The following is a 22,917-nucleotide window of genomic DNA, read 5'->3' as shown; positions in this document are numbered from 1 at the left end:
GAACGCCAGCGACCCGCGCCCCAGGAAGACGGCTAAAGAATACGGCAAGGAACATGGAATGAGCGAACAGCCGACATCCCTCGACGCCATGCCTCCCGTCGGTGAGGCCGACGTGGCTGCAGGATTGGCCGAGGTGCAGGCCGGCATCCGCCGCGCAGCGCAGGACAGCGAGCGCGATCCGGCCAGCGTCCACCTGATCGCAATCTCAAAGACCGTACCGGCGGAGGGGATCTTGCCGGCCTTGGCCGCCGGGCAGCGCCTGTTCGGCGAGAACTACGTGCAGGAATCGACGGCGAAGTGGCCGGCATTGAAGGAGCAATTTCCGGAGACGGAGCTGCACTTCGTCGGCCCCCTGCAATCGAACAAGGCTCGTGAGGCGGTGGCCCTGTTCGACGTGATCCATTCCCTTGATCGGCTCTCCCTCGCCGCGGCGCTGGCGAAGGAGATCGACCGGGCGGGGAGGGCGCCCAAACTTCTGATCCAGGTCAATACCGGCGACGAGGCGCAGAAAGCCGGCGTCGCGCCGGATCAAGTCGAGACGCTGCTCGCCGAGTGCCGCGACACCCATGGGCTCGCGATCCACGGACTGATGTGTATTCCGCCCGCCGAGGATCCGCCCTCGCCCCATTTCGCGCTGCTGGCGCGCATCGCCCGGGAACAGGGCCTGCCGATCCTGTCGATGGGCATGAGCGCGGATTACGCGGCAGCGATCCAGATGGGGGCGACCCATGTGCGGGTCGGTACCGCAATTTTCGGGAGGCGGTTGAAGCGCGCCTGAGGCGAGCGCCTCTCCCGTCCCTCCCCTTCATTCCGACATGCCCGCGTCGGCGGGGCCATGAGGGAGAGCTTCAGCGTCTCGCGCGATCTTGGAGCCTTCCTTCGATGCGGCGCCTCGCTTCGCACCCCAGGGTGATGGGCGGGACGAGGGGGGAGGGGGTTACCCGCGCAGCTCGTCCTCCAGGAACGCCCGCACCTCCGCCCGATCGATATCCGGTGCGATGAAGCTCTGACCGATGCCATGGGCGAGAATGAAGGTGAGGCGACCGTCGCGCACCTTCTTGTCCTGGGCCATGGCATCGAGAAGCGCGTCCGGGTCGCCGACCCCGCCGGGCACCTGCTGCAGACGCGTCGGAAGACCCGCCAGGGCGAGGTGGTTGGCGACCCGGCCGGCATCCTGTCCGCCACAGAGGCCCAGACGAGCCGAGAAGCGGAAGGCCAGGGCCAGCCCGATGGCGACGCCCTCGCCATGGACCAGACGGGCGGAATCGTAGCCGGTCAGGCGCTCCAGGGCGTGCCCGAAAGTGTGTCCGAGATTGAGCAGGGCCCGCTCGCCATCCTCACGCTCGTCCCGCACGACCACGCCGGCCTTGGCGCGGCAGCAGGCGGCCACCGCCTCGTCTCGCTCCGGGCCGCCGGCGAAGATGCCGGACCAGTTGGTCTCGCACCATTCGAAGAACTCGGCGTCGCCGATCAAACCGTACTTCGCCACCTCGGCGTAGCCGGCCCGCATCTCCCGTTCCGACAGCGTGTCGAGAGTCGCGGTATCGGCCAGCACGAGGCGGGGCTGGTGAAACGCGCCGATCAGGTTCTTGCCCAGCGGCGAGTTGATCCCGGTCTTGCCGCCAACGGACGAATCAACCTGTGCGAGCAAGGTTGTCGGCGCCTGCACGAAGCGGACGCCCCGCCGCAGGCTCGCGGCAGCGAAGCCTGCCAGATCCCCGACCACTCCGCCGCCGAGGGCCACGACGAGGTCGCCGCGCTCGATCTTGTGGGAGAGCAACCCGTCGCTGACGCGGGCGAACTCCGCGTAGCTCTTGGACGCCTCACCGGGCGGAACGGTGATCATCCCGCAGCGCAGGCCCGCCGCCTCCAGGCTCGCCTGGACCCGTTCGCCGTAGAGACCCGCCACGGTCTCGTCGGTAACGATACCGGCGGCGCGGGCACCGAGATCGCGCGCTTCGATCCCGATCTCGTCGAGCAGGCCGCGGCCGATCCGGATGTCGTAATCGCGGCCCTGGTTCAGCGGAACGTTGACACGCAAGGGTTGTGGCATGGCGGGGCTTCTGCGGGGGGCGGACGGGTTCATATGCAGGTCGAGGGCCTCCATCACGTCCTGCACCACCCGATCGTGCGAGACGTCGCGGGAGAGCACCGTGAGATCGGCCCCGGCATAGACCGGATGGCGCACCTCCATCAGGGCGCGCATGGTGGCTTCGGGGTCCTCGGTCTGAAGGAGGGGACGGGTGTTGCGCTTGCGCACGCGGCGCATCAGCACGTCGAGATCGGCCTTGAGCCAGACCGACATGCCGCCCTCCGCGATCCGGGCGCGGGTCGCCTCGCGCATGAAGGCGCCGCCGCCGGTGGCGAGCACCATCGGTCCCTCGCGCAGAAGGCGCGCGATCACCCGCTCTTCGCCTTCGCGAAAGCTCGCCTCGCCATAGATCGCGAAGATGTCGGCGATGGTGAGCTTGGCCGCGGCCTCGATCTCGTGGTCGGCATCCTTGAACATGAGGCCGAGGCGCGAGGCGAGGCGGCGCCCGACCGTGCTCTTGCCGGCCCCCATCAAACCGACGAGCACGATCGACCGGGCCCCGAGGCCACGGCGCAGGCGCGCTTCGATCGGTTCGCCGGGCAGGGGCGCCGGCGTCTCGGGGGCGGTCATCGGGCGGTCATAGACGGTTTTGCGGGAGCGGCGAAGCCGTCCGGGTACAGTGCGAGGCCCGGCGCCGGAAGCCCCGCACGGGGGGCTGCGTAGCTTTTGCGCGCATAGAGCGCAGCCTCCACACCGATTCCTTGTGCGGAAAGACTTGCCAAGCGCGGCGCGGGCAGGAAGGCTCGCGCATGCGTGGGACGGCACCGCTCTCGACCGGGTCCGGTCGAGTGCCCCCACGCTTGTCGCTTCGTGCCCGGGATATCATGCTGCCGTTCGGAAACGTCTCACTCCCCTTCACCCTGAACGACAGTGATCGCGAGGCGGTCAGTTCCGGAAACGATCCACGGGGAAACCAATCGCGTCCTCCCCGTCTCAGCGGCCCTGCCGCCCGTGCCCGTCCGACCCCGATCTCGACCGATGCGCGCCTTCTCGCCATCGCCAGCGAGCATCTCGCCCGCCTCGGGCCGAAACGCGTCACCGTCGTGGCGGTGGCGGCGGAGGCCGGCATGACGCACGCCAACGTCTACCGCTACTTCCCCTCGAAGGACGCGCTGCTCGATGCGGTGGCGGGGCGCTGGTTGCGCGAGCTGGAAACCGAACTCGCCGACATCGCCGACGCGCCGGACCCGGCCGACGACAAGATCGAGCGCTTCCTCGGTGCGCTGGCCACGGCGCAGAGCGAGATGCTGGTGCGCGAGCCGCACCTGTTCGCCGTCCATCTCGACGCCGCCGTCGCGGCCCGCCCGATCGCCCGGCGCCACCGGGTGCGCCTGCGGGCCTTGGTGGAGCGAATCGTCGAGGAGGGGATCGGTACCGGCGTGTTCGCCGCCCGCGACCGGGAACGGGCGATCGCCGTGATCTTCGATGCCAGCTACCGCTTCACCCATCCGGTCGCGATCCAGCACGATTCGGACGTGCCGCGCGACCTGCTCGACGCCCGCCTCGGTGCGGTGATCCAGTCGATCCAGCGGGCGCTGCGCACCGGTACGTTCTGAGAACGGCATTGCGTTGCGAAGCGGGCATTCCGGTTCGAATGACAGACACGAAGTTGTGTCACGGACACTTCGTCGGCCGTGCGGCGGCGGACGGATGCGCAGCAAACTATTGATTTAAATCAGTTTCTATCGCGGGTCGGTTGGTCGTTCGCTTTTCGCGGGCTGGCCCGACACCTGCTTACCTCCCCTTTGGTCGGGTTGATGCCCTGTGGCTTTTCGGCCAAACACCGGCCGCATCAGCGTTGATCGGCAAAGGTTCGGCCGCACCGCAGCATTCACGAGACCGGGGCAGGACCGAACCGTCACGAATTACGACCGGAGGCGAGACCACCCATGGCACGCAGCAAGATCGCCCTCATCGGCGCCGGACAGATCGGCGGCACGCTGGCCCATCTCGCGGGTCTGAAGGAATTGGGTGATGTCGTGCTGTTCGACATCGTCGACGGCGTGCCGCAGGGCAAGGCGCTCGACATCGCCGAATCCGCCCCCGTCGACGGCTTCGATGCCAAATATGCGGGCGCCAGCGATTATTCCGCGATCAAGGGCGCCGATGTGGTGATCGTCACCGCGGGCGTGCCGCGCAAGCCCGGCATGAGCCGCGACGACCTCATCGGCATCAACCTCAAGGTGATGGAAGCCGTCGGCGCCGGCATCAAGGAGCATGCCCCCGACGCGTTCGTCATCTGCATCACCAATCCGCTCGACGCGATGGTGTGGGCGCTGCAGAAGTTCTCGGGGCTGCCGGCCAACAAGGTCGTCGGCATGGCTGGCGTGCTCGATTCCGCCCGGTTCCGCCACTTCCTCGCGGAGGAGTTCAAGGTCTCGGTCGAGGACGTGACCGCCTTCGTGCTCGGCGGCCACGGCGACGACATGGTGCCGCTCACCCGCTACTCGACCGTGGCCGGCGTGCCGCTGACCGACCTCGTCAAGCTCGGCTGGACCACCCAGGAGAAGCTCGACGCCATGGTCGAGCGCACCCGCAAGGGCGGCGGCGAGATCGTCAACCTGCTCAAGACCGGCTCGGCCTTCTACGCCCCGGCGGCCTCCGCCATCGCCATGGCCGAGAGCTATCTCAAGGACAAGAAGCGGGTCCTGCCCTGCGCCGCCTATCTCGAGGGCCAGTACGGCGTCGACGGCCTCTATGTCGGCGTGCCGGTGGTGATCGGCGAGAACGGCGTGGAGCGCGTTCTCGAAGTGACCTTCAACGACGACGAGAAGGCGATGTTCGAGAAGTCGGTCGGCGCCGTGAAGGGCCTGATCGCCGCCTGCCAGGGCATCAACGAGAAGCTGGCCTGAGCCAACGCCATCCGGCCGGAGACCGGGCGGCGGGAGGGCCGCCCGCCGCGCCTTATCACTTGCCCGTCCGACGAGGGTCCCGATGAACATCCATGAATATCAGGCCAAGGCCGTCCTGAAGGAGTTCGGCCTGCCCGTCTCCCGCGGCGTGGCGATCTTCAAGCCGGAAGAGGCGGAAGCCGCGGCGAACGAGCTCGGCGGTCCGGTCTGGGTGGTGAAGAGCCAGATCCATGCGGGCGGCCGCGGCAAGGGCACCTTCAAGGGCGCGCCCGAGGGCGCCAAGGGCGGCGTGCGCGTCACCAAGTCCATCGACGAGGTGAAGCAATTCGCCTCCGAGATGCTCGGCCAGACGCTGGTGACGATCCAGACGGGTCCCGCCGGCAAGCAGGTCAACCGCCTCTATATCGAGGAAGGCGCGGCCATCGCCGCCGAATTCTACCTGTCGATGCTGGTCGATCGCGAGACCGGACAGGTCGCCTTCGTGGTCTCGACCGAGGGCGGCATGGACATCGAGCAGGTCGCCCACGACACGCCCGAGAAGATCGTGACCTTCTCGGTCGATCCGGCCACCGGCATCATGCCGCATCACGGCCGTGCGGTCGCCAAGGCTCTCGGGCTTTCCGGGCCGCAGGCCAAGGAAGCGGGCGAACTCACCAACAAGCTCTACGCGGCCTTCACGGCCAAGGACATGAGCATGCTGGAGATCAACCCGCTGGTCCTCACCGGCGACGGCCATCTCAAATGCCTCGACGCCAAGATCTCGTTCGATTCCAATGCGCTCTACCGGCACCCGGAGATCGTGGCGCTGCGCGACGAGACCGAGGAGGACGCCAAGGAGATCGAGGCCTCCAAGTACGACCTCGCCTATATCGCCCTCGACGGCACTATCGGCTGCATGGTCAACGGCGCGGGCTTGGCCATGGCCACCCTCGACATCATCAAGCTCTACGGCGAGGAGCCGGCGAACTTCCTCGACGTGGGCGGCGGCGCCTCGGAGGAGAAGGTCACGGCGGCGTTCAAGATCATCACCGCCGATCCGCAGGTGAAGGGCATCCTCGTCAACATCTTCGGCGGGATCATGAAGTGCGACGTCATCGCTCGCGGCGTGCTCGCGGCGGTGAAGGCGGTCGGCCTCGAAGTGCCGCTCGTCGTGCGCCTGGAGGGCACCAACGTCGAGGAGGGCAAGGCGATCATCCGCGGCTCGGGCCTCAACGTCATCCCCGCGGACGATCTCGACGACGCCGCGCAGAAGATCGTCGCCGCGGTGAAGAAGGGCTGAGCTGACCGATGTCCATTCTGATCGACAAGAACACGAAGGTCATCTGCCAGGGCTTCACCGGCAAGAACGGCACCTTCCACTCCGAGCAGGCCATCGCCTACGGCACCAAGATGGTCGGCGGCACCTCCCCGGGTAAGGGCGGCTCGACGCATCTCGGCCTGCCGGTGTTCGACACCGTCGCCGAGGCCCGCGAGGCCACCTGCGCCAACGCCTCCGTCGTCTACGTGCCGCCGCCGGGCGCCGCGGACGCGATCTGCGAGGCGATCGCGGCGGAAATCCCGCTGATCGTCTGCATCACAGAGGGCATTCCGGTGCTCGACATGGTGCGGGTGAAGCGCGCGCTCGAGGGCTCGAAGTCGCGGCTCATCGGCCCGAACTGCCCCGGTGTCGTCACCGCGGGCGAGTCGAAGATCGGCATCATGCCGGCCAACATCTTCAAGCCGGGCTCCGTCGGCATCGTCTCGCGCTCCGGCACGCTGACCTACGAGGCGGTGTTCCAGACGACCGTCGAGGGCCTGGGCCAGACCACCGCGGTCGGCATCGGCGGCGATCCCGTGAAGGGCACCGAGTTCATCTCGATGCTGGAGCTGTTCCTGGCCGACGAGAAGACCCAGTCGATCGTGATGATCGGCGAGATCGGCGGTTCGGCGGAGGAAGAGGCGGCGCAGTTCCTGGCCGACGAGGCTAAGCGCGGGCGCAAGAAGCCGATGGTCGGCTTCATCGCCGGCCGCACGGCACCTCCGGGCCGCCGCATGGGCCATGCCGGCGCGATCATCTCCGGCGGCAAGGGCGGCGCCGAGGACAAGATCGCGGCGATGGAGGCGGCGGGCATCCGCGTGTCGCCGTCGCCGGCGCGGCTCGGCCGCACCCTCGTCGAAGTGCTGAAGGGTTGAGCACCTCTGTAACCGGGTTCCGCGCGGCTGTGTTGCACCGCACGCAAACGCGCGCCACCCATATGAGCGAGATCGTCGGGGCGCATCCGTGCCCCGATTCCATCCGGAGGCGCGACGCGGGGCTCTAGGCTCCGCGACCGACGGCGCGCCGGATCGGACTTGGACCGTGGCCGCCCGCACGACGCGCGGGCCGCCCGAGCGGACAGGACAGGCAGCCATGGCACGCCAGGACGCGAACGAAGCGCTTCTCGAGACCTCCTTCCTCTACGGCGCCAACGCCGCATGGATCGAGGAGCTTCAGGCGGCCTATGCCCGCGATCCGAATTCGGTCGATCCCCAGTGGCAGAAATTCTTCGCCGAACTCGGCGAGGACGACGCCCTGGTCAAGAAGAACGCCGAGGGTGCCTCCTGGGAAAAGCCCAACTGGCCGGTGCCGCTGAACGGCGAGATCGTCTCCGCCCTCGACGGCAATTGGGGCGCGCTCGAGAAGGCCCTCGGCGAGAAGATCCAGGCCAAGGCGCAGCCGGGCAAGCCCGGCGACTCGGCCAAGGGCGCGGCGATCGTGGCCGCGACCGGCGTCTCGGTCGAGCAGGCGACCAAGGATTCCGTGCGCGCGATCATGCTGATCCGCGCCTACCGCATGCGCGGCCATCTCCACGCCAAGCTCGACCCGCTCGGCCTCGCCCCCCGCGGCGACCACGAGGAGCTGCACCCGCAGCATTACGGTTTCCAGGAGAGTGACTGGGATCGCAAGATCTTCCTCGACAACGTGCTCGGCATGGAATTCTCGACGATCCGCGAGATCGTCGGAATCCTGGAGCGGACCTACTGCCAGACGCTCGGCGTCGAGTTCATGCACATCTCCGATCCCGAGGAGAAGGCATGGATCCAAGAGCGCATCGAGGGCAAGGACAAGGAGATTTCCTTCACGCCCGAGGGGCGCCGGGCCATCCTGAACAAGCTCATCGAGGCCGAGGGCTTCGAGAAGTTCCTTGATCTCAAATATACCGGCACCAAGCGCTTCGGCCTCGACGGCGGCGAGGCGATGGTCCCGGCGATGGAGCAGATCATCAAGCGCGGCGGCGCGCTGGGCGTCGAGGAGATCGTGCTCGGCATGGCCCATCGCGGCCGGTTGAACGTGCTGACCAACGTGATGGCCAAGCCCTTCCGGGCGGTGTTCCACGAGTTCAAGGGCGGCTCGTCCTCGCCGGCCGAGGTCGAGGGGTCGGGCGACGTGAAGTACCATCTCGGTGCTTCCTCCGATCGCACCTTCGACGACAACAACGTCCACCTCTCGCTCACGGCGAACCCCTCCCACCTCGAGATCGTCGATCCGGTGGTGCTGGGGAAGGTGCGGGCCAAGCAGGACCAGAAGGCCAAGCCCAATGTCGAGCGCCGCCGGGTGCTGCCGCTGCTGATCCACGGCGACGCGGCCTTCGCCGGCCAGGGTGTGGTGGCGGAGTGCTTCGGCCTGTCCGGCCTGAAGGGCCACCGCACCGGCGGCTCGATCCACTTCATCATCAACAACCAGATCGGCTTCACCACCGATCCGCGCTTCTCGCGGTCCTCGCCCTACCCGTCGGACGTGGCCAAGATGGTCGAGGCGCCCATTTTCCACTGTAACGGCGATGATCCCGAAGCGGTGACCTTCGCGGCGAAAGTCGCGACCGAGTACAGACAGAAATTCGGCAAGCCGGTCGTGATCGACATGCTGTGCTACCGCCGCTTCGGCCATAACGAGGGCGACGAGCCGGCCTTCACCCAGCCGAAGATGTACCAGCTCATCCGGAAGCATCCGTCCGCGCTGGAGACCTACGGCAAGAAGCTCGTCGCGCAGGGCGACCTGTCTCAGGAGCAGCTCGATGCCCGCAAGGCCGAGTTCCGCGCCATGCTGGAGAGCGAGCTCGACGTCGCCGGCGGCTACAAGGCCAACAAGGCCGACTGGCTCGACGGGCGCTGGTCCGGCTTCAAGGCGGTGCGCGAGGACGTGGACGATCCCCGCCGCGGGCGCACCGGCGTGCCCGCCGAGACCCTGCGGGATATCGCCAAGCGGATCACCACCCCCCCGCCCGGCTTCCACCTGCACCGCACGATCCAGCGCTTCTTCGACAACCGTTCCAAGGCGGTCGAGACGGGTGTCGGCATCGATTGGGCGACGGCCGAGGCCCTCGCCTTCGGCTCGCTCCTGACCGAGGGCCACCGGGTGCGCCTGTCCGGCCAGGACGTGGAGCGCGGTACCTTCTCGCAGCGCCACGCCGTGGTGATCGATCAGGAGAACGAGCAGCGCTACACGCCGCTGAACTCGGTGAAGGAAGGCCAGGCGATCCTCGAGGTCATCAACTCGATGCTCTCCGAGGAGGCGGTGCTCGGCTTCGAGTACGGCTACTCGCTCGCCGAGCCGAACGCGCTCGTGCTGTGGGAGGCGCAGTTCGGCGACTTCGCCAACGGCGCGCAGGTCGTCATCGACCAGTTCATCTCGTCCGGTGAGCGCAAGTGGCTGCGCATGTCCGGCCTCGTGCTGCTGCTGCCGCACGGCTACGAGGGCCAGGGGCCGGAGCATTCCTCCGCCCGTCTGGAGCGCTATCTGCAGATGTGCGCCGAGGACAACATGCAGGTCGCCAACTGCTCGACGCCGTCGAACTACTTCCACATCCTGCGCCGGCAGCTGAAGCGCGACTTCCGCAAGCCGCTGGTGCTGATGACGCCGAAATCGCTGCTCCGTCACAAGCGGGCAGTGTCGAAGATCGAGGACATCGCCGAGGGCTCGACCTTCCACCGCATCCTGTGGGACGACGCCGAGCAGGACGAGTCGGGCGTGAAGCTCGTGCGCGACGACAAGATCCGCCGCGTCGTGCTCTGCTCCGGCAAGGTCTATTACGATCTCTACGACGAGCGGGAGAAGCGCGGCGTCAACGACGTGTACCTGATGCGCGTCGAGCAGCTCTACCCGTTCCCGCTCAAGGCGCTCGCCACCGAGATGACCCGGTTCCGCAACGCCGAGGTGGTGTGGTGCCAGGAGGAGCCCAAGAACATGGGCTCTTGGACCTTCGTCGAGCCCTATCTCGACTGGGTGCTGGGACAGGCGGGCTCCGCCTCGAAGCGCGCGCGCTATGTCGGACGCCCGGCCTCGGCTTCGACCGCCGTCGGCCTTATGTCGAAGCACCTCGCCCAGCTCCAGGCCTTCCTCAACGAGGCCTTGGCGAACTGACAGGTCGGAACGCACGGGCCAAAGGCGATGCCCTACTTCCTCCTCCGATTGACCCCGCCGCGTCCGAGCTTCCCGTTCGACGCGACGGAGGCGGAGAAGGCGCTGTTCTCCGAGCACGCGGCCTACTGGATCGCGCGAGCGGGGGAGGGGAGGGCGATCGCGGTGGGCCCGGTGTTCGAGCCCGACAGCACCTGGGGGCTCGCGCTGGTCGAGGCCGAGGACGAGGCCAGCGCGCTGGCCCTCGGCGCCGACGATCCCGTCATCGCGGCCCGTGCCGGTTTCGCCTACGCGGCGGCGTCCGTCCCCTCCCTGATCCTGCGGCAGCCGTGAGCATCCCTTGAGGCCCGCTTTTCCCTCATCCCGATCCTGACAGGAGGCCCCCGAAGAGGGGGCGCGAACAGAGCATGGCAACCGATATCCTCGTCCCGACGCTCGGCGAATCCGTGAGCGAGGCCACGATCGGCCGCTGGTTCAAGAAGCCCGGCGACACCGTCGCCGCGGACGAGCCCTTGGTGGAACTCGAGACCGACAAGGTCACGCTCGAGGTCAATGCCCCGGCCGCGGGCCAGCTCGGCGAGATCCTGGTCAAGGACGGCGAGACGGTGGAGCCCGGCGCCGTGCTGGGCTCGATCGTCGAAGGCGGCAAGGGCGCCGGCTCGTCGGAGCCCAAGTCCGAGGCCAAGGCTGCGCCGAAGAGCGCGGAGCCCGCCGAGACCAAGGCCGAGGCGCGTCAGGAGACGGGCGAAGCCAACTCCGCCAAGGCCGAGAAGCCGGCTCAGGAATCCTCCGCTTCCTACGGCAGCCACGGCGATGCTCCGCCCGCCGCCGGACGCGGGGCCGATGCGAGCGGCCCGGCGGTGGCCAAGCTCGCCCGTGAATCGGGGGTCGATCCGGCCTCCCTCAACGGCAGCGGCAAGGACGGGCGCGCCACCAAGGGCGACATGCTCGCCGCCATCGCCAAGGGCGGTTCTTCGAGCGGCGACAAGGCGCCGGCTCAGCAGGCGAAAGCCCCGCCGCCCCCGCGCGCCCCGTCCGCTCCGGACGACGCCGCCCGCGAGGAGCGCGTGCGGATGACGAAGCTGCGGCAGACCATCGCCAAGCGTCTCAAGTCCGCCCAGGACACGGCGGCGATGCTGACCACGTTCAACGACGTGGACATGGGCGCGGTGATGGCCCTGCGCAGCCAGTACAAGGACGTGTTCGAGAAGAAGCACGGGACGAAGCTCGGCTTCATGGGCTTTTTCACCAAGGCGGTGATCGGCGCGCTCAAGGACGTGCCGGCGGTCAACGCCGAGATCGACGGGCAGGACCTCGTCTACAAGAACTACTATCATATCGGCATCGCTGTCGGCACCGATAAGGGCCTCGTCGTTCCGGTGGTGCGCGACGCCGACGACCTGTCGATCGCCGGCATCGAGAAGAAGATCAGCGGGTTCGGCAAGAAGGCGCGCGAAGGAAAGCTTTCCATCGAGGAGATGCAGGGGGGCACCTTCACCATCACCAACGGCGGCATCTACGGCTCGCTGATGTCGACCCCGATCCTCAACGCCCCGCAATCGGGCATTCTCGGCATGCACCGCATCGAGGAGCGGCCGGTCGTTCGCAACGGCAAGATCGAGGCGCGGCCGATGATGTATCTGGCTCTGTCCTACGACCACCGCATCGTCGACGGGAAGGAGGCCGTGACCTTCCTCGTGCGGGTGAAGGAAGCGCTGGAGGATCCGGCGCGCCTTGTCCTCGATCTCTGAGATCGACCGATCGGCGGTGTCCGCTCTCCCGAGCGGGCCCGCTTCCGCGGCGGGCGATGATCGAGCCGCTGCAGGGATCGCTCCTGTTCCCATCCCCGGCGTCGTTCCTGGCAGCCTCTCGTTGACGCCGGCCGTCGGCATTTCCGCGACGCACCGGCCGATCCACCTTCCCCTTCGCCGTTTCAGGTAGACCCGCATGTCCTACGATCTCGTCGTCATCGGCACCGGCCCCGGAGGCTATGTCTGCGCCATCCGCGCGGCCCAGCTCGGGCTGAAGACCGCCGTGGTCGAGAAGCGGGCGACCCATGGCGGCACCTGCCTCAATGTCGGCTGCATCCCGTCCAAGGCGCTGCTGCACGCCTCCGAGGCGTTCGAGGAAGCCAACAAGCATTTCGGTGAGCTCGGCATCGATGTCGGCACGCCGAAGCTCGATCTGACGAAGATGCAGGCCTTCAAGCAGGGCGGAGTCGACGGCAACACCAAGGGCGTCGAGTTCCTGCTCAAGAAGAACAAGGTCGACAGCTATCACGGCCGCGGCCGCATCGCCGGCGCGGGCCGCGTCGAGGTGATCTCGGACGACGGCGGCAACCAGATGCTCGAGACGAAGAGCATCGTCATCGCCACTGGCTCGGACGTGACGCGGCTGCCCGGCGTCGAGATCGACGAGAAGACCGTCGTCTCCTCCACCGGCGCCCTGGAACTCGCTCAAGTCCCGAAGAAGCTGGTGGTGATCGGCGCAGGTGTGATCGGCCTCGAACTCGGCTCGGTCTGGCGTCGGCTCGGCGCCGAGGTGACCGTGATCGAGTATCTCGACCGCGTCCTGCCGGGCATGGACGGCGAAGTCGGCAAGCAGTTCCAGCGCATCCTGGCCAAGCAGGGCATGACCTTCAAGCTCTCGACCAAGGTCACCGGCGTCGCCGTGGCCGACAAGGGCGCGACGGTCACCGTCGAGCCCGCCCAGGGCGGCGAGGCGGAAACGATCGAGGCCGACGTGGTTCTGGTCGCGATCGGCCGGGTCCCCTACACCGAGGGGCTCGGGCTGGAGACCGTCGGTGTCGCGACTGACGAGAAGGGCCGCGTTCAGACCGACAGCCACTACGCCACCAACGTCACCGGCATCTACGCCATCGGCGACGTGATCGCCGGGCCGATGCTCGCCCACAAGGCTGAGGACGAGGGCGTGGCATTGGCCGAGATCCTCGCCGGCCAGTCGGGCCACGTGAATTACGGCGTGATCCCGAACGTCGTCTACACGTTCCCGGAGGTCGCCTCGGTCGGCAAGACCGAGGAGGAGCTGAAGAAGGACGGGATCGCCTACAAGACCGGCAAGTTTCCCTTCACGGCCAATGGCCGCGCCAAGGCCAACGGCACCACGGATGGTTTCGTAAAGATCCTGGCCGACACTGAGACCGATCGCGTGCTCGGGGTCCACATCGTCGGGGCCGATGCCGGCAACCTGATCGCCGAGGTCGCGGTGGCGATGGAGTTCGCGGCCTCTGCCGAGGACATCGCTCGCACCTGCCATGCCCACCCGACCCTGACCGAGGCGGTGAAGGAAGCCGCGCTCGCCGTCGACAAGCGCGCGATCCACGTCTGAGCGGAGAGCGTTCCGGAGCCGGCATGGCCGGTACCGGAGCGTCTTCCCGGTCTCTTCGGCATCGCCAAGCCACCACTGTATGATTTCATACAATGGTGACTTGGCCAAATGCTGTTTTAGTTCCCTGGCATCCGGTTCAATTTTTCATTCGTGGGTGCGTGACTTTGCATCGTTGACCGGTTGTCTCCATAGCCTTTACCCGTGGAACGACCTCCGGCATCGTCGGATTGAGAGGCGAACCGGCCCCCGAGGGTCGCGACCCGCGGGAATTCCGACACGATGCCCTCCTCACCCGAGAAGCCGAAGACGCCCGGCAAAAATCCGTCGGTCTCCGGCAGCGGGCCGTCCGGCGTCGTCGATCAGCACCACGACATCTTCTTCGCCGCCGTCGAGACGACGCGGATGCCGATGATCGTGACCGACCCCCATCAGCCGGACAATCCGATCATCTTCGCCAACCGCGCCTTCGTGCGCATGACGGGCTACACGGTCGAGGAGCTGATCGGGAGCAATTGCCGCTTCCTGCAGGGGCCGGATACCGATCGCGATACGGTCTCGGAGGTGCGCGAGGCGATCGCCGAACACCGCGAATTCGCCACCGAGATCCTGAATTACCGCAAGGACGGCTCCTCGTTCTGGAACGCGCTGTTCGTCTCGCCGGTCTTCAACCGTCAGGGTGATCTGGTCTACTTCTTCGGCTCACAGCTCGACGTCTCACGCCGCCGCGACGCGGAGGAATCCCTCTATCAAGCGCAGAAGATGGAGAGCCTCGGCCAGCTCACCGGCGGCATCGCCCACGACTTCAACAATCTGCTGCAGGTCGTGTCCGGCCACAACGAGGTGATTCTGGCCCAACTCGAGCGCCCGGAGATCGACCCGGTGCGGCTGCGGCGGGCCGGGGAGGCGGTGCGGGCGGCGACCGATCGGGCCGCCAAGCTCACGCATCAGCTGCTGGCCTTCTCGCGCAAGCAGCGCCTTGAAGGGCGTCTCCTGAATCTCAACGGCCTCGTCGAGAGCATGAGCGAGATGACCGGCACGACGCTCGGCGAGACGATCGTGCTCAAGAGCGTTCTGGCGCCCGACCTCTGGACGACCCGGATCGACCCGACTCAGGCCGAAGTCGCGCTGCTCAACGTGCTCATCAACGCCCGCGACGCCATGCCGGACGGCGGCACCGTCACGGTCCGCACCGAGAATCTGCTGATCGAGGACGACGACGCCGCCCTCTACAAGACGGTGCCGCGCGGCGCCTACGTCGTCGTGTCGGTGACCGATACCGGCACCGGCATGCCGCCCGAGATCCTCAAGCGCGTCATGGAGCCGTTCTTCACCACCAAGGGGGAGGGGAAGGGCACCGGGCTCGGGCTCGCCATGGTCTACGGCTTCGCCAAGCAGTCGGGCGGTTCGGTCAAGCTGTATTCCGAGGTCGGCCACGGCACCACCGTGCGGATCCTCTTTCCCGCCTCCGATCAGAAGATCGACGAGGAGCGTCTGCCGACCCAGCGCGCGGTCGACCGGCACGGCACTGAGACCGTACTCGTCGTGGACGACCGGCCGGACGTGGCCGCCACGGCCGGCACGATCCTGGAGGATTTCGGCTACAAGGTCACCGTCGTCGACGGCCCGAAGGCGGCGCTCGAAGTGCTCGACGGCGAGGCGCGCATCGACCTCCTGTTCACCGACCTGATCATGCCCGGTGGCATGAACGGCGTGATGCTGGCGCGCGCCGCCCGCGAGCGGCAGCCGAAGATCAAGGTTCTGCTCACCACGGGCTATGCCGAGGCCTCCCTGGAGCGCACCGATGCGGGCGGCACCGAGTTCGAGATCATCAACAAGCCCTACAAGCGGATGGAATTGGCCCGCCGGGTGCGCCGGGTGATCGACGGTCCGACCGGCGTCGGCTGAGGCCGATCGCGCCGCGGATGCTGACGCGTCTTGTCACGGGCGTCCTGGCCCTGCTGCTGGCGCTGCCCGCGGGCGTCCTCGTCTTCGCCGGCGGAGCCCTGCTCGATCCGGCTTTGCGTGACGCGTTCGGTCGCCTCGGCCTCGCCGGACTTCTGGTGGGCTTCACCGACCTCGCGGCCGGGCTCCCGCCGGACATGGCCACCGCGATGCTGGCGATCCTGGCCCAGGCGCTCGCCCTTCTACTCGCGCTGCCGCCGCTCCTGACGGCGGCGATCGGTGAGATTCTCGGTCTGCGCTCGCCGTTCTGGTACGGCGGCGCCTGCGCCGCGCTGACGGCCGCCTTGCCCTGGCTCGCCCGCGGTGCCGTCCCCCCACCCACCGGTGCGGCGGCCGTCGCCGAAGCGCGACTCTCGATTCTCCTGCTCGCGACGGGCGCGGCTTCCGGCTTGGTCTATGGGCTGATCGCCGGCCGAACCGCGGGCGCGCATCGCCGGCCGGACGGGGTCTGACGCATTTTTAGGGTGGACAGCCGCCCGCCAAGTCGTAGAACCAGAACGCGCAACGCTCCGCCCACCTCCGGGCCACCGGCGGAGCTTGCCGGTGCGGGCGTAGTTCAGTGGTAGAACGTCAGCTTCCCAAGCTGAATGTCGTCGGTTCGATCCCGATCGCCCGCTCCAATCCCCTTAAGCACTTAGCTGGGGGCCGTGGTACGCCGGAAACCGAGCGTACCACCAGCGTACCACTTCAGACCAAATCCATCGCCCCTTGCGGCGCACCGATTCGAGGTCGATCCTCCCGGGATCTGTCGCCTCCGTCAGGGACGCAGCGCGACCGGCAGGCATCACCGGGGCGGTCCGTTCGAGACGGAAGCGCGCGCATAGGTCCCGCCGCCGGGGACGCCGACCAGACATCCGGACCCCGGGCGTGGGAGAGCCGGCGCCATCGGGCCTATGGGCTCGGTCCCCGGAAGGGGTCAGGGTATCCCCCGAGAGCTTCGCCCCAAGTCCGATCCCGGCTGGACGGCCCCCTTTCGGGGGCTGCTCTCGTTTCAGTGTCCATCGCCCGGTCCCAGGGCTCATCGTGGCGACCCTGCAGGCCTCTGAGCTGGTCGCCGTGCAAGTGGCGGACAACCCGCGCATCCTGTGCGCCGCGCCCGCCTACCTGGCGACGCACAGATGTCCAGAGCGCCTCGCCGACCTCGACGACCACGCCTGTCTGACGCTGCATGCGATGGACGCTTGGACGTTCCGCCAAGCCGGGCATCCGGTTGCCAAGCGTATCAAGGGTCGATTGGCCGCCAGCAGCGTCGATACGGTGCATGCCGCCTGCGTCGCCGGGGCGGGGCTCGCGATGCTGACCTACTGGGACGTGGCGCAGGACCTGGCCAACGGCACCCTAAGGGCCCTCGCGCTCTCCGACGCCGAGCCGGAGCAACTGGCCATCTGGGCCGTTCTCCCGACCCGACAGCACATGCCAGCGCGCGTTCGTCGGTTCATCGACGGGCTCAAATCCGCATTGATGGCTTCTATACCGCCACAGACGCGATAGGCCATGACGATCAAGCATCATGATCTCGGCAACCTCGATCCTGATACGAATGGTCTGCCTTATCCCACAGTCCGGACGTTCATCTCTGGGCACACGAACTACCGCTTCCCACCCCCATCCGGTCCTTCAGCGGCCGTCACCCGAGAGTCCGCTTGGGGTCAGGAGTTCGCACACCAACTGTTCGGCTGTGCGCCATTAGCCGACCTTGGACTGACATGCGCAGAACCGCCGCTTTCGCCCCCAAGCGGACTATCAGCTTAGCCTATAAAAATGTCTGCAATGGAGCAAGAAGCAGATCTATTCACGGCAGTTATAATTTCAGCAGGTTCGCATACATAAGCTGCTTGTATTTCTAAGCCTTGTCGGCCAATTCGGTGGCCCGATAAGTCATTCCAAGTTGCTGGAGAACTGCTCCGCTAGCTGCTCCGCCTTGAACGCCTCACCTCGCAATCGACAAAGGCTGGCGTTTTAGCCGGCAGATGGACGCGCAAGTCGACGTGGAAGGAAATCGCACCAGCATCGGCGTATCAGCGCCGCTTTGGGCGAGGGGGGCGGAGTATTCGCTCGTGACAGCGCGTTGACGTGAGGGATTGGTCCAGGGACCGAGATCGCGTCGAAACATGCGGCACGGGTCCCGTGACGGCACCGCTACCGGGTACGGGTCAGACACGGTCCCGGCGGGTCAGGCCACCCTCGCGAGTTCTGTCGTGATGTGCTTCACCGAGGGCGTTATCAGCGCGACGAACTGCCCCTCGCGCAGGCGGCGGAACGGCTCCGAACCTTCGAGATAGCCGCGGGCGCCGAACTGGAGCATGGCGGATTGCGCCGCCTCCAGCGCCAGGAACGACACGTCGAGGCGAAGTCGCAGGGTGTCCAGGAAAATCGCGCGGTCGGTCTCGGCATGACGCTCGGCCGCTGCAGCAATTCTTTCGCGCAGAGCCTCGGCTCGCGCTTCGATTTCCTCGGGCCCGAGCGGCAGGAATCGGCCGTCGTGGCGGCCACGGGCGTCCTCGCGCATCAGGCGGGCGACGCCGCGGACGAGGCCGAGCCCCATCCCGGTCTGGAGCAGGACGAAGCCGTTGCGGATGCGCGGCACAAAAGCGCCCGCGTCGTGGGCGATCACGTCGGCGTCCGGCAGGTATGCGTCGCGCACCATCACCGTGACGGTGCCGGTGCCCTCCAACGCCACGAAGCGGGCGTTGGCGGCGATCGCGACCGCCTCGCTGCCCGCCTCGAACAAGCCCATCACCCGCTGCCCGTCCGGCAGCGAAAAGATGCCGGCGAAGCGGTGGCCGGGGGCGAGGTTCGAGACCCAGGGCAGGCGCCCGCGCACCCGGTAGCCCGCGCCCTCGCGCTCACCGCGCAGCGCCAGCGGCTCGATGCCGGAAAACGCCTTCATCGGGTTCGACAGCCCGGTGCCGCCGAGGCCCGCGCCTTGTGCGAAGGCGGCGAGATGGCGGCGCGCACCCGCTTCCTCGGAGCGGGCGAGGTACCAGACCAGCGCATCCTGGCACCACATGCAGAAGGCGGTGGAGAGGCAGGCCTCGCCCGCTTGCGCCATCGCCTCGATCGCCGCGAGGAGGCCCGCGGGCGCGCCCGCGACATGGTGAGCGTAGGCGCCGGCCGCCCCGAGCGCGTGCAGCACGTCGTCCGGGTATTGCCCGGCATCGATCGCCGCGAGGCGGGGGCGCAGGTCCTCGCGCACGATGTCTGCGACCGTGCGGGGCGAGGGCGCCATGCGGGCACTTGCCACCATGGCAGGGTCAGCCCCGGGCCAGGGTGACGGGGACCGGGTTCTGCACGGTGTTGAGCACCGGCGACCATTGCGCGGCGTGCGCCACCAGAGCGTCCAGTTCCTCCGGGCTCGCGCCGTCGATGTCGAGATGGGCCTTGAGCCTCACGGCGGTGAGCCCGACCGGCTTTTCCGAGAGATCGCCGGTGCCCCAGACCGAGGTGATGTTGATGTCGCCTTCCGACTCGATCGTGATGCCGCGCACGGTCCAGCCGCGGGCCACCGCATTGGCCTGGAGGCCGACCGCGACGCAGGTGCCGAGCGCGGCGAGCAGCGCCTCGGTCGGGTTCGGGGCGGTGTCGTCGCCGAGAAGGGCCGGCGGCTCGTCGACGACGTGGGCGTCGAGGTTGCGGACGTAGTTGAGATGGCGGAAGCGGCGCCCCTCGGCGATGGTTTTCGCGCGTACGGTCTTCACCACGGACGGGTCGGCCCGGCCTCTCTCGGACAGCGCCTGGAGCTTGTCGCGGTCGATGGTCTCGAAGGTCTGAACGATCTCACGGGCGGTCGCGGTCATCTTGAAAAGAATCCTTCAGGTTGCGGGAATCCAGCGGGCGCGGGCGGCAAGCCGCCCGAGCAGAACGTCGAGGGCGTAGCCGATCAGGCCGATCAGCAGGACGAGGGCGGCGAGCCGGTCGTAGGAGAGGGTGTCGCGGGCGTCGTTGATGGCGTAGCCGAGCCCGCTCGTGACCCCGAGATATTCGGCCGGCACCAAGACGATCCAGGCGACGCCCAGTGCCAGGCGTAAGCCCGGTCAGGATGTCCTGCAGCACGGCCGGCACCACGACGGTGCGCAATGTGGCGAGGCGGCCGGCGCCGAGGTTGCGCGCCATGGCGAGCCAGACCGGATCGACCCGCTTCACCCCCGCGGCGGTGGCGAACAGGATCGGCCAGATCGCGGCCGCCGCGATCAGGAAGACGATGGCTCCGTCCCAGCTCGGGAAGGCCAGCACCGCCACCGGCATCCAGGCGAGCGGCGAGATCATCCGCAGCAGTTGGAACGGCGGCTGGAGGATGCGCTCGGCCAAGGACGAGGAGCCCATCAGCAGCCCGAGCGGCGCGCCGAGCCCGAAGGCGACGAGGAGCCCCTGGCCGATCCGTAACAGGCTCGGGGCGGCGGCCCGCCACGCCTCGCCAGAGGTCAGCAGTTCGGCGAAGGAAGCGAGCGCCGGGCCGGGCGCGAAGCCGGCGAAGGCCGCGTAGCCCGGCACGCTCTCCAGCACGAGGCCAGCGGCGAACCAGACGAGGCCGAGACCGGCGAGGCCGAGGAGCGGCGCCAGCCGGTCGAGCACCGGGCCGATCCGGGCCGGGCGGCGCGGCGGCACGGTCGCGGCCCCGGCGGCGAGGGTGGCGCCCCCGCTCACAGGCTCAGGGTCTCCTGGCGGGTGAGCGCGGCCGGATCGCTCGCCCCCGGCCATTCGGTATAACGCTTCAGCGCGGCGGCAACGAAGCGGTCGTCCACGAGGTCGCGCGCGACGAAATCCGGATCGAGGCCTTTGAGGAAGGTGGCGTCGCCCTCGACCACGGTGTGGCCCATCGCCTCGACGATGAGCTTCGTCGCTGACGGATAGGGCCAGGGCTGGAAATCGATGCGGCGTGCCGCCCAATCGGGATGGCGGATCGCGCCGCTCCGCTCATAGGCCGGCCCGTAATCGGTGGTTGCCTTGATCACCACGTCGGCCGGCATGGGCAGATAGCCGCGGCCCTCCTTGGAGATGAGGCGGGCGACTTCCTCGCGGTTCTTCACGCAATAGGCCTGCGCGCGGACGATGGCCTCGACCGCCTTGCCGGTCCATTCGGGGTTCTGGCTCACCTGCCGCTCGTGGGCGACGACGACGCAGCAGGGATGGTTCTTCCAGATGTCGCCGGTGAAGCGCAGCATCCGCGCCCCGGCCTTGAGTTCGCCGAGCGCGTTGAACGGCTCGGCGACGATGTAGCCGTCGATCTTGCCCGCCGCGAGCGCCGCCGGCATCTCCGGCGGCGGCAGGATCTGCAGGGCGCACTCGCTTGCGCCGGCCTCGCCGCGGATCACCGGCGTCACACCGGATTCACGCAGGGCGTATTGCAGCACGACGTTGTGCATCGAGTACCAGTACGGCACCGCAACGCGCTTGCCCGCGAGCCCGCGAAAATCCTCGATCCCGCTCTTGCCACCGACGACGATGCCGGAGCCGTTGGTGTGGGCCCAGGCCAGCACCTTGACCGGGAATTGGTTGTTGTAGCGCATCCAGACCGGGATAGGCTTGAGCAGATGGGCGAGGTTGAACTTGCCGGCCGCGAACCCCTCGACCAGGGCCGACCAGGAGCGCACAGGCGTCGGCTCGGCGACCTTGAGGCCGGCCTCCTCGAAGTAGCCCTTGGCGTGGGCGACGAGCAGCGCGGTTGCATCGGTGATCGGCAGGTAGCCGATGCGCACGGTCTCGTCGTCGGCCGCATGCGCTGTCCGGCCCGACAGGCCGAGCGCGCCGCCGCCGAGGAGCGCCGCAAGGCCGCCGCGGGCGAGTGCGTCGAGGGTATCGCGCCGGGTCCAGTCGGCGCGGGTCCATTCGTGCGTCCACAGGGCGGAGAGGTCGTCGGGGGCGCTCATCGGGTCTCGTTTTTTTGGGACTTTTTGGGAGGTCAGGCGGCGGCGCGCTGGGGCGTGGTCGGGCCGAGGCGGCGGCGAAGTTCGGCCTCGGCGTCGTCACCCAACAAGAAATCGTCGGCGATGCGGGCCGGGCGGCCGGCGAGCACCACGGCGCGGCGGGCGAGCGCCGCCACGTCGGCGAGGTCGTGGGTGACGACGATCAGGGTGAGGCCGCGCGCCTCGACGAGCCGCAGCACGTCGGTCCGCAGGCTCGCGCGCATCTCGGGATCGAGCGCCGAGAACGGCTCGTCGAGGAGCAGGATGCGCGGCCGGCTCGCCAGCGCGCGGGCGAGCGCCACGCGCTGCTGCTGGCCGCCGGAGAGCTGGTGCGGCTTGGCCTCGGCCCGCTCGCCGAGGCCGAGATCCTCGAGCAGGCGGCGGGCTTCCGCCCCGGCGTCGGTGCGCCCCAAACGTCCGCCGAGCCGGGCCGGCAGCAGAACGTTGTCGAGGACGGTGGCCCAGGGCAGCAGCGCGGGCCGCTGGAACATTACGGTGCAGCCCGGCACCGGGCCGCGCACATCCGCACCATCGATCCGCACCGCGCCGGAGGACGGGGCGGCGAGCCCGGCGAGGACCTGCAGCAGCGTCGACTTGCCGACGCCCGAGCGGCCGAGGATGCCGACGCGCTCGCCGGCCTCCACCGCGAGATCGACGCGCTCGAACACCGGCGCGGGTCCATAGCGGTAGGCGACCGAAGCGAGGGCGAGATGGGGGCTTGAAGGGTGGGGGCTGGGACGCGTCATCGGTTCCGGAAACTGGGCGCAGCCCGCACCTCCTTGGGCTCGAAGGCCTGCGGTCGGCACCGTGGGCCGCGTGTGGTCAAGATGACCGATCGACGGCAGCAAGATCAATGAATGCAAAATCCAAATATCTCTCAGCTCCGGGGAGAATATTCCGCGTAACGATGGGGCAATGATGCGTTTCGTCTTTGTGGGCTCAACAAACCTCGCAAGCCCCCCGCATTCCGATGCCGGAAGGCAATTCCTTGCTTCAATCGTTCTCTGCCCGGCGGTCTAACCGCATCGGCCGGGTCGCCCTGCGACGGCCTCGGTTTGGTCGAGGAGTAAGGACATGGCGGGGATCCCGCGCGAGATCAGGCTCACCGAGGGGCGCCGCCGCCTCGACGTGATCTGGGAGGACGGCTCGGCCTCGCGGCTGCCCGCTGCGACCCTGCGGTCGCACAGCCGCAGCGCCGAGACCGTCCGGGCCGGGATCGACGGGCTACCGCCCGCGCTCCCCGACGACCTCGCCATCACCGCGGTCGAGCCGGTCGGCACTTACGCGGTCAATCTCGCCTTCTCCGACGGGCACGACCGCGGAATCTTTCCCTGGCCGTACCTGCGGGCGCTGGCCGACGGCGCGACGGCGTGAGGGCAACGG

General features: G+C 68.2%; 18 protein-coding genes, 1 tRNA gene and 1 pseudogene. 14 read left to right on the top strand and 6 right to left on the bottom strand.

The features are described from left to right. Window positions 1-58: 58 nt before the first annotated feature. Window positions 59-778, top strand: coding sequence for a YggS family pyridoxal phosphate-dependent enzyme (locus OWC43_RS12140; RefSeq protein ID WP_393956884.1), 720 nt, complete (start codon window positions 59-61; stop codon window positions 776-778). 159 nt (window positions 779-937) lie between these two features. On the opposite strand, the gene aroB is transcribed toward OWC43_RS12140, so the two are convergent. Next, the gene (gene aroB, locus OWC43_RS12135; RefSeq protein ID WP_137830491.1) at window positions 938-2,662 is read right to left on the bottom strand and encodes a 3-dehydroquinate synthase; all 1,725 of its coding nucleotides are present in this window, start codon (window positions 2,660-2,662) and stop codon (window positions 938-940) included. A gap of 254 nt (window positions 2,663-2,916) precedes the next feature. Here aroB and OWC43_RS12130 point away from each other — a divergent pair, with 254 nt between their 5' ends. From OWC43_RS12130 to OWC43_RS12075, 12 genes are all read left to right on the top strand, one after another. Then, complete coding sequence (locus tag OWC43_RS12130; RefSeq protein WP_137830490.1) at window positions 2,917-3,648, top strand: TetR family transcriptional regulator; 732 nt, start codon at window positions 2,917-2,919, stop codon at window positions 3,646-3,648. A 333-nt stretch (window positions 3,649-3,981) separates the two neighbouring features. Continuing rightward, entirely contained in the window at window positions 3,982-4,944 is a 963-nt protein-coding gene (gene mdh, locus OWC43_RS12125; protein ID WP_393956883.1) for a malate dehydrogenase, read from the top strand. A gap of 82 nt (window positions 4,945-5,026) precedes the next feature. Then, the gene (sucC, locus tag OWC43_RS12120) at window positions 5,027-6,223 is read left to right on the top strand and encodes an ADP-forming succinate--CoA ligase subunit beta (protein WP_137830488.1); all 1,197 of its coding nucleotides are present in this window, start codon (window positions 5,027-5,029) and stop codon (window positions 6,221-6,223) included. An 8-nt stretch (window positions 6,224-6,231) separates the two neighbouring features. Further along, window positions 6,232-7,116: a succinate--CoA ligase subunit alpha gene (sucD, locus tag OWC43_RS12115; RefSeq protein ID WP_393956882.1), complete on the top strand. Its 885-nt coding sequence runs from the start codon at window positions 6,232-6,234 to the stop codon at window positions 7,114-7,116. A 217-nt stretch (window positions 7,117-7,333) separates the two neighbouring features. Continuing rightward, entirely contained in the window at window positions 7,334-10,324 is a 2,991-nt protein-coding gene (locus OWC43_RS12110) for a 2-oxoglutarate dehydrogenase E1 component (protein ID WP_137830486.1), read from the top strand. 27 nt (window positions 10,325-10,351) lie between these two features. Further along, window positions 10,352-10,654, top strand: a complete 303-nt coding sequence (locus OWC43_RS12105; RefSeq protein ID WP_393956881.1) for a YciI family protein — start codon at window positions 10,352-10,354, stop codon at window positions 10,652-10,654. Window positions 10,655-10,728: 74 nt separating this feature from the next. Beyond that, a complete protein-coding gene (gene odhB, locus OWC43_RS12100) occupies window positions 10,729-12,072 on the top strand; it encodes a 2-oxoglutarate dehydrogenase complex dihydrolipoyllysine-residue succinyltransferase (RefSeq protein WP_393956880.1) in 1,344 nt (447 codons plus the stop codon). A gap of 196 nt (window positions 12,073-12,268) precedes the next feature. Further along, window positions 12,269-13,669, top strand: a complete 1,401-nt coding sequence (gene lpdA / locus OWC43_RS12095; protein WP_137830481.1) for a dihydrolipoyl dehydrogenase — start codon at window positions 12,269-12,271, stop codon at window positions 13,667-13,669. A 279-nt stretch (window positions 13,670-13,948) separates the two neighbouring features. Continuing rightward, entirely contained in the window at window positions 13,949-15,574 is a 1,626-nt protein-coding gene (locus OWC43_RS12090; protein WP_393956879.1) for a hybrid sensor histidine kinase/response regulator, read from the top strand. A 17-nt stretch (window positions 15,575-15,591) separates the two neighbouring features. Further along, entirely contained in the window at window positions 15,592-16,083 is a 492-nt protein-coding gene (locus OWC43_RS12085; RefSeq protein WP_393956878.1) for a hypothetical protein, read from the top strand. Between the two features lie 93 nt (window positions 16,084-16,176). After that, a tRNA-Gly gene (locus tag OWC43_RS12080) sits at window positions 16,177-16,251 on the top strand. A 403-nt stretch (window positions 16,252-16,654) separates the two neighbouring features. Further along, window positions 16,655-17,122 (top strand): substrate binding domain-containing protein, encoded by a 468-nt coding sequence (locus OWC43_RS12075; RefSeq protein ID WP_393956877.1) that lies wholly within the window; start codon window positions 16,655-16,657, stop codon window positions 17,120-17,122. A 682-nt stretch (window positions 17,123-17,804) separates the two neighbouring features. Here OWC43_RS12075 and OWC43_RS12070 read toward each other — a convergent pair. From OWC43_RS12070 to OWC43_RS12050, 5 genes and pseudogenes are all read right to left on the bottom strand, one after another. After that, window positions 17,805-18,878, bottom strand: coding sequence for an acyl-CoA dehydrogenase family protein (locus tag OWC43_RS12070; protein ID WP_393956876.1), 1,074 nt, complete (start codon window positions 18,876-18,878; stop codon window positions 17,805-17,807). A 7-nt stretch (window positions 18,879-18,885) separates the two neighbouring features. Next, window positions 18,886-19,428 carry an OsmC family protein gene (locus OWC43_RS12065; RefSeq protein WP_393956875.1) on the bottom strand — a complete coding sequence of 181 codons (543 nt, stop codon included), beginning with the start codon at window positions 19,426-19,428 and terminating at the stop codon, window positions 18,886-18,888. A gap of 15 nt (window positions 19,429-19,443) precedes the next feature. Further along, window positions 19,444-20,275, bottom strand: a pseudogene (locus OWC43_RS12060) (ABC transporter permease). Continuing rightward, window positions 20,272-21,498: an ABC transporter substrate-binding protein gene (locus OWC43_RS12055; RefSeq protein WP_393956874.1), complete on the bottom strand. Its 1,227-nt coding sequence runs from the start codon at window positions 21,496-21,498 to the stop codon at window positions 20,272-20,274. The pseudogene OWC43_RS12060 and the gene OWC43_RS12055 overlap by 4 nt, the downstream one beginning before the upstream one ends. Before the next feature lie 32 nt (window positions 21,499-21,530). Further along, window positions 21,531-22,280, bottom strand: coding sequence for an ABC transporter ATP-binding protein (locus OWC43_RS12050; RefSeq protein WP_393956873.1), 750 nt, complete (start codon window positions 22,278-22,280; stop codon window positions 21,531-21,533). Between the two features lie 328 nt (window positions 22,281-22,608). On the opposite strand from OWC43_RS12050, the gene OWC43_RS12045 reads away from it, so the two are divergent. Further along, window positions 22,609-22,908, top strand: coding sequence for a gamma-butyrobetaine hydroxylase-like domain-containing protein (locus OWC43_RS12045; RefSeq protein ID WP_393956872.1), 300 nt, complete (start codon window positions 22,609-22,611; stop codon window positions 22,906-22,908). Window positions 22,909-22,917 lie beyond the last annotated feature (9 nt).

The sequence above is a fragment of the Methylorubrum sp. POS3 genome, assembly GCF_043352485.1.
Classification (GTDB): domain Bacteria; phylum Pseudomonadota; class Alphaproteobacteria; order Rhizobiales; family Beijerinckiaceae; genus Methylobacterium; species Methylobacterium suomiense.
This window is presented reverse-complemented; position numbering and strand designations above follow the sequence as displayed.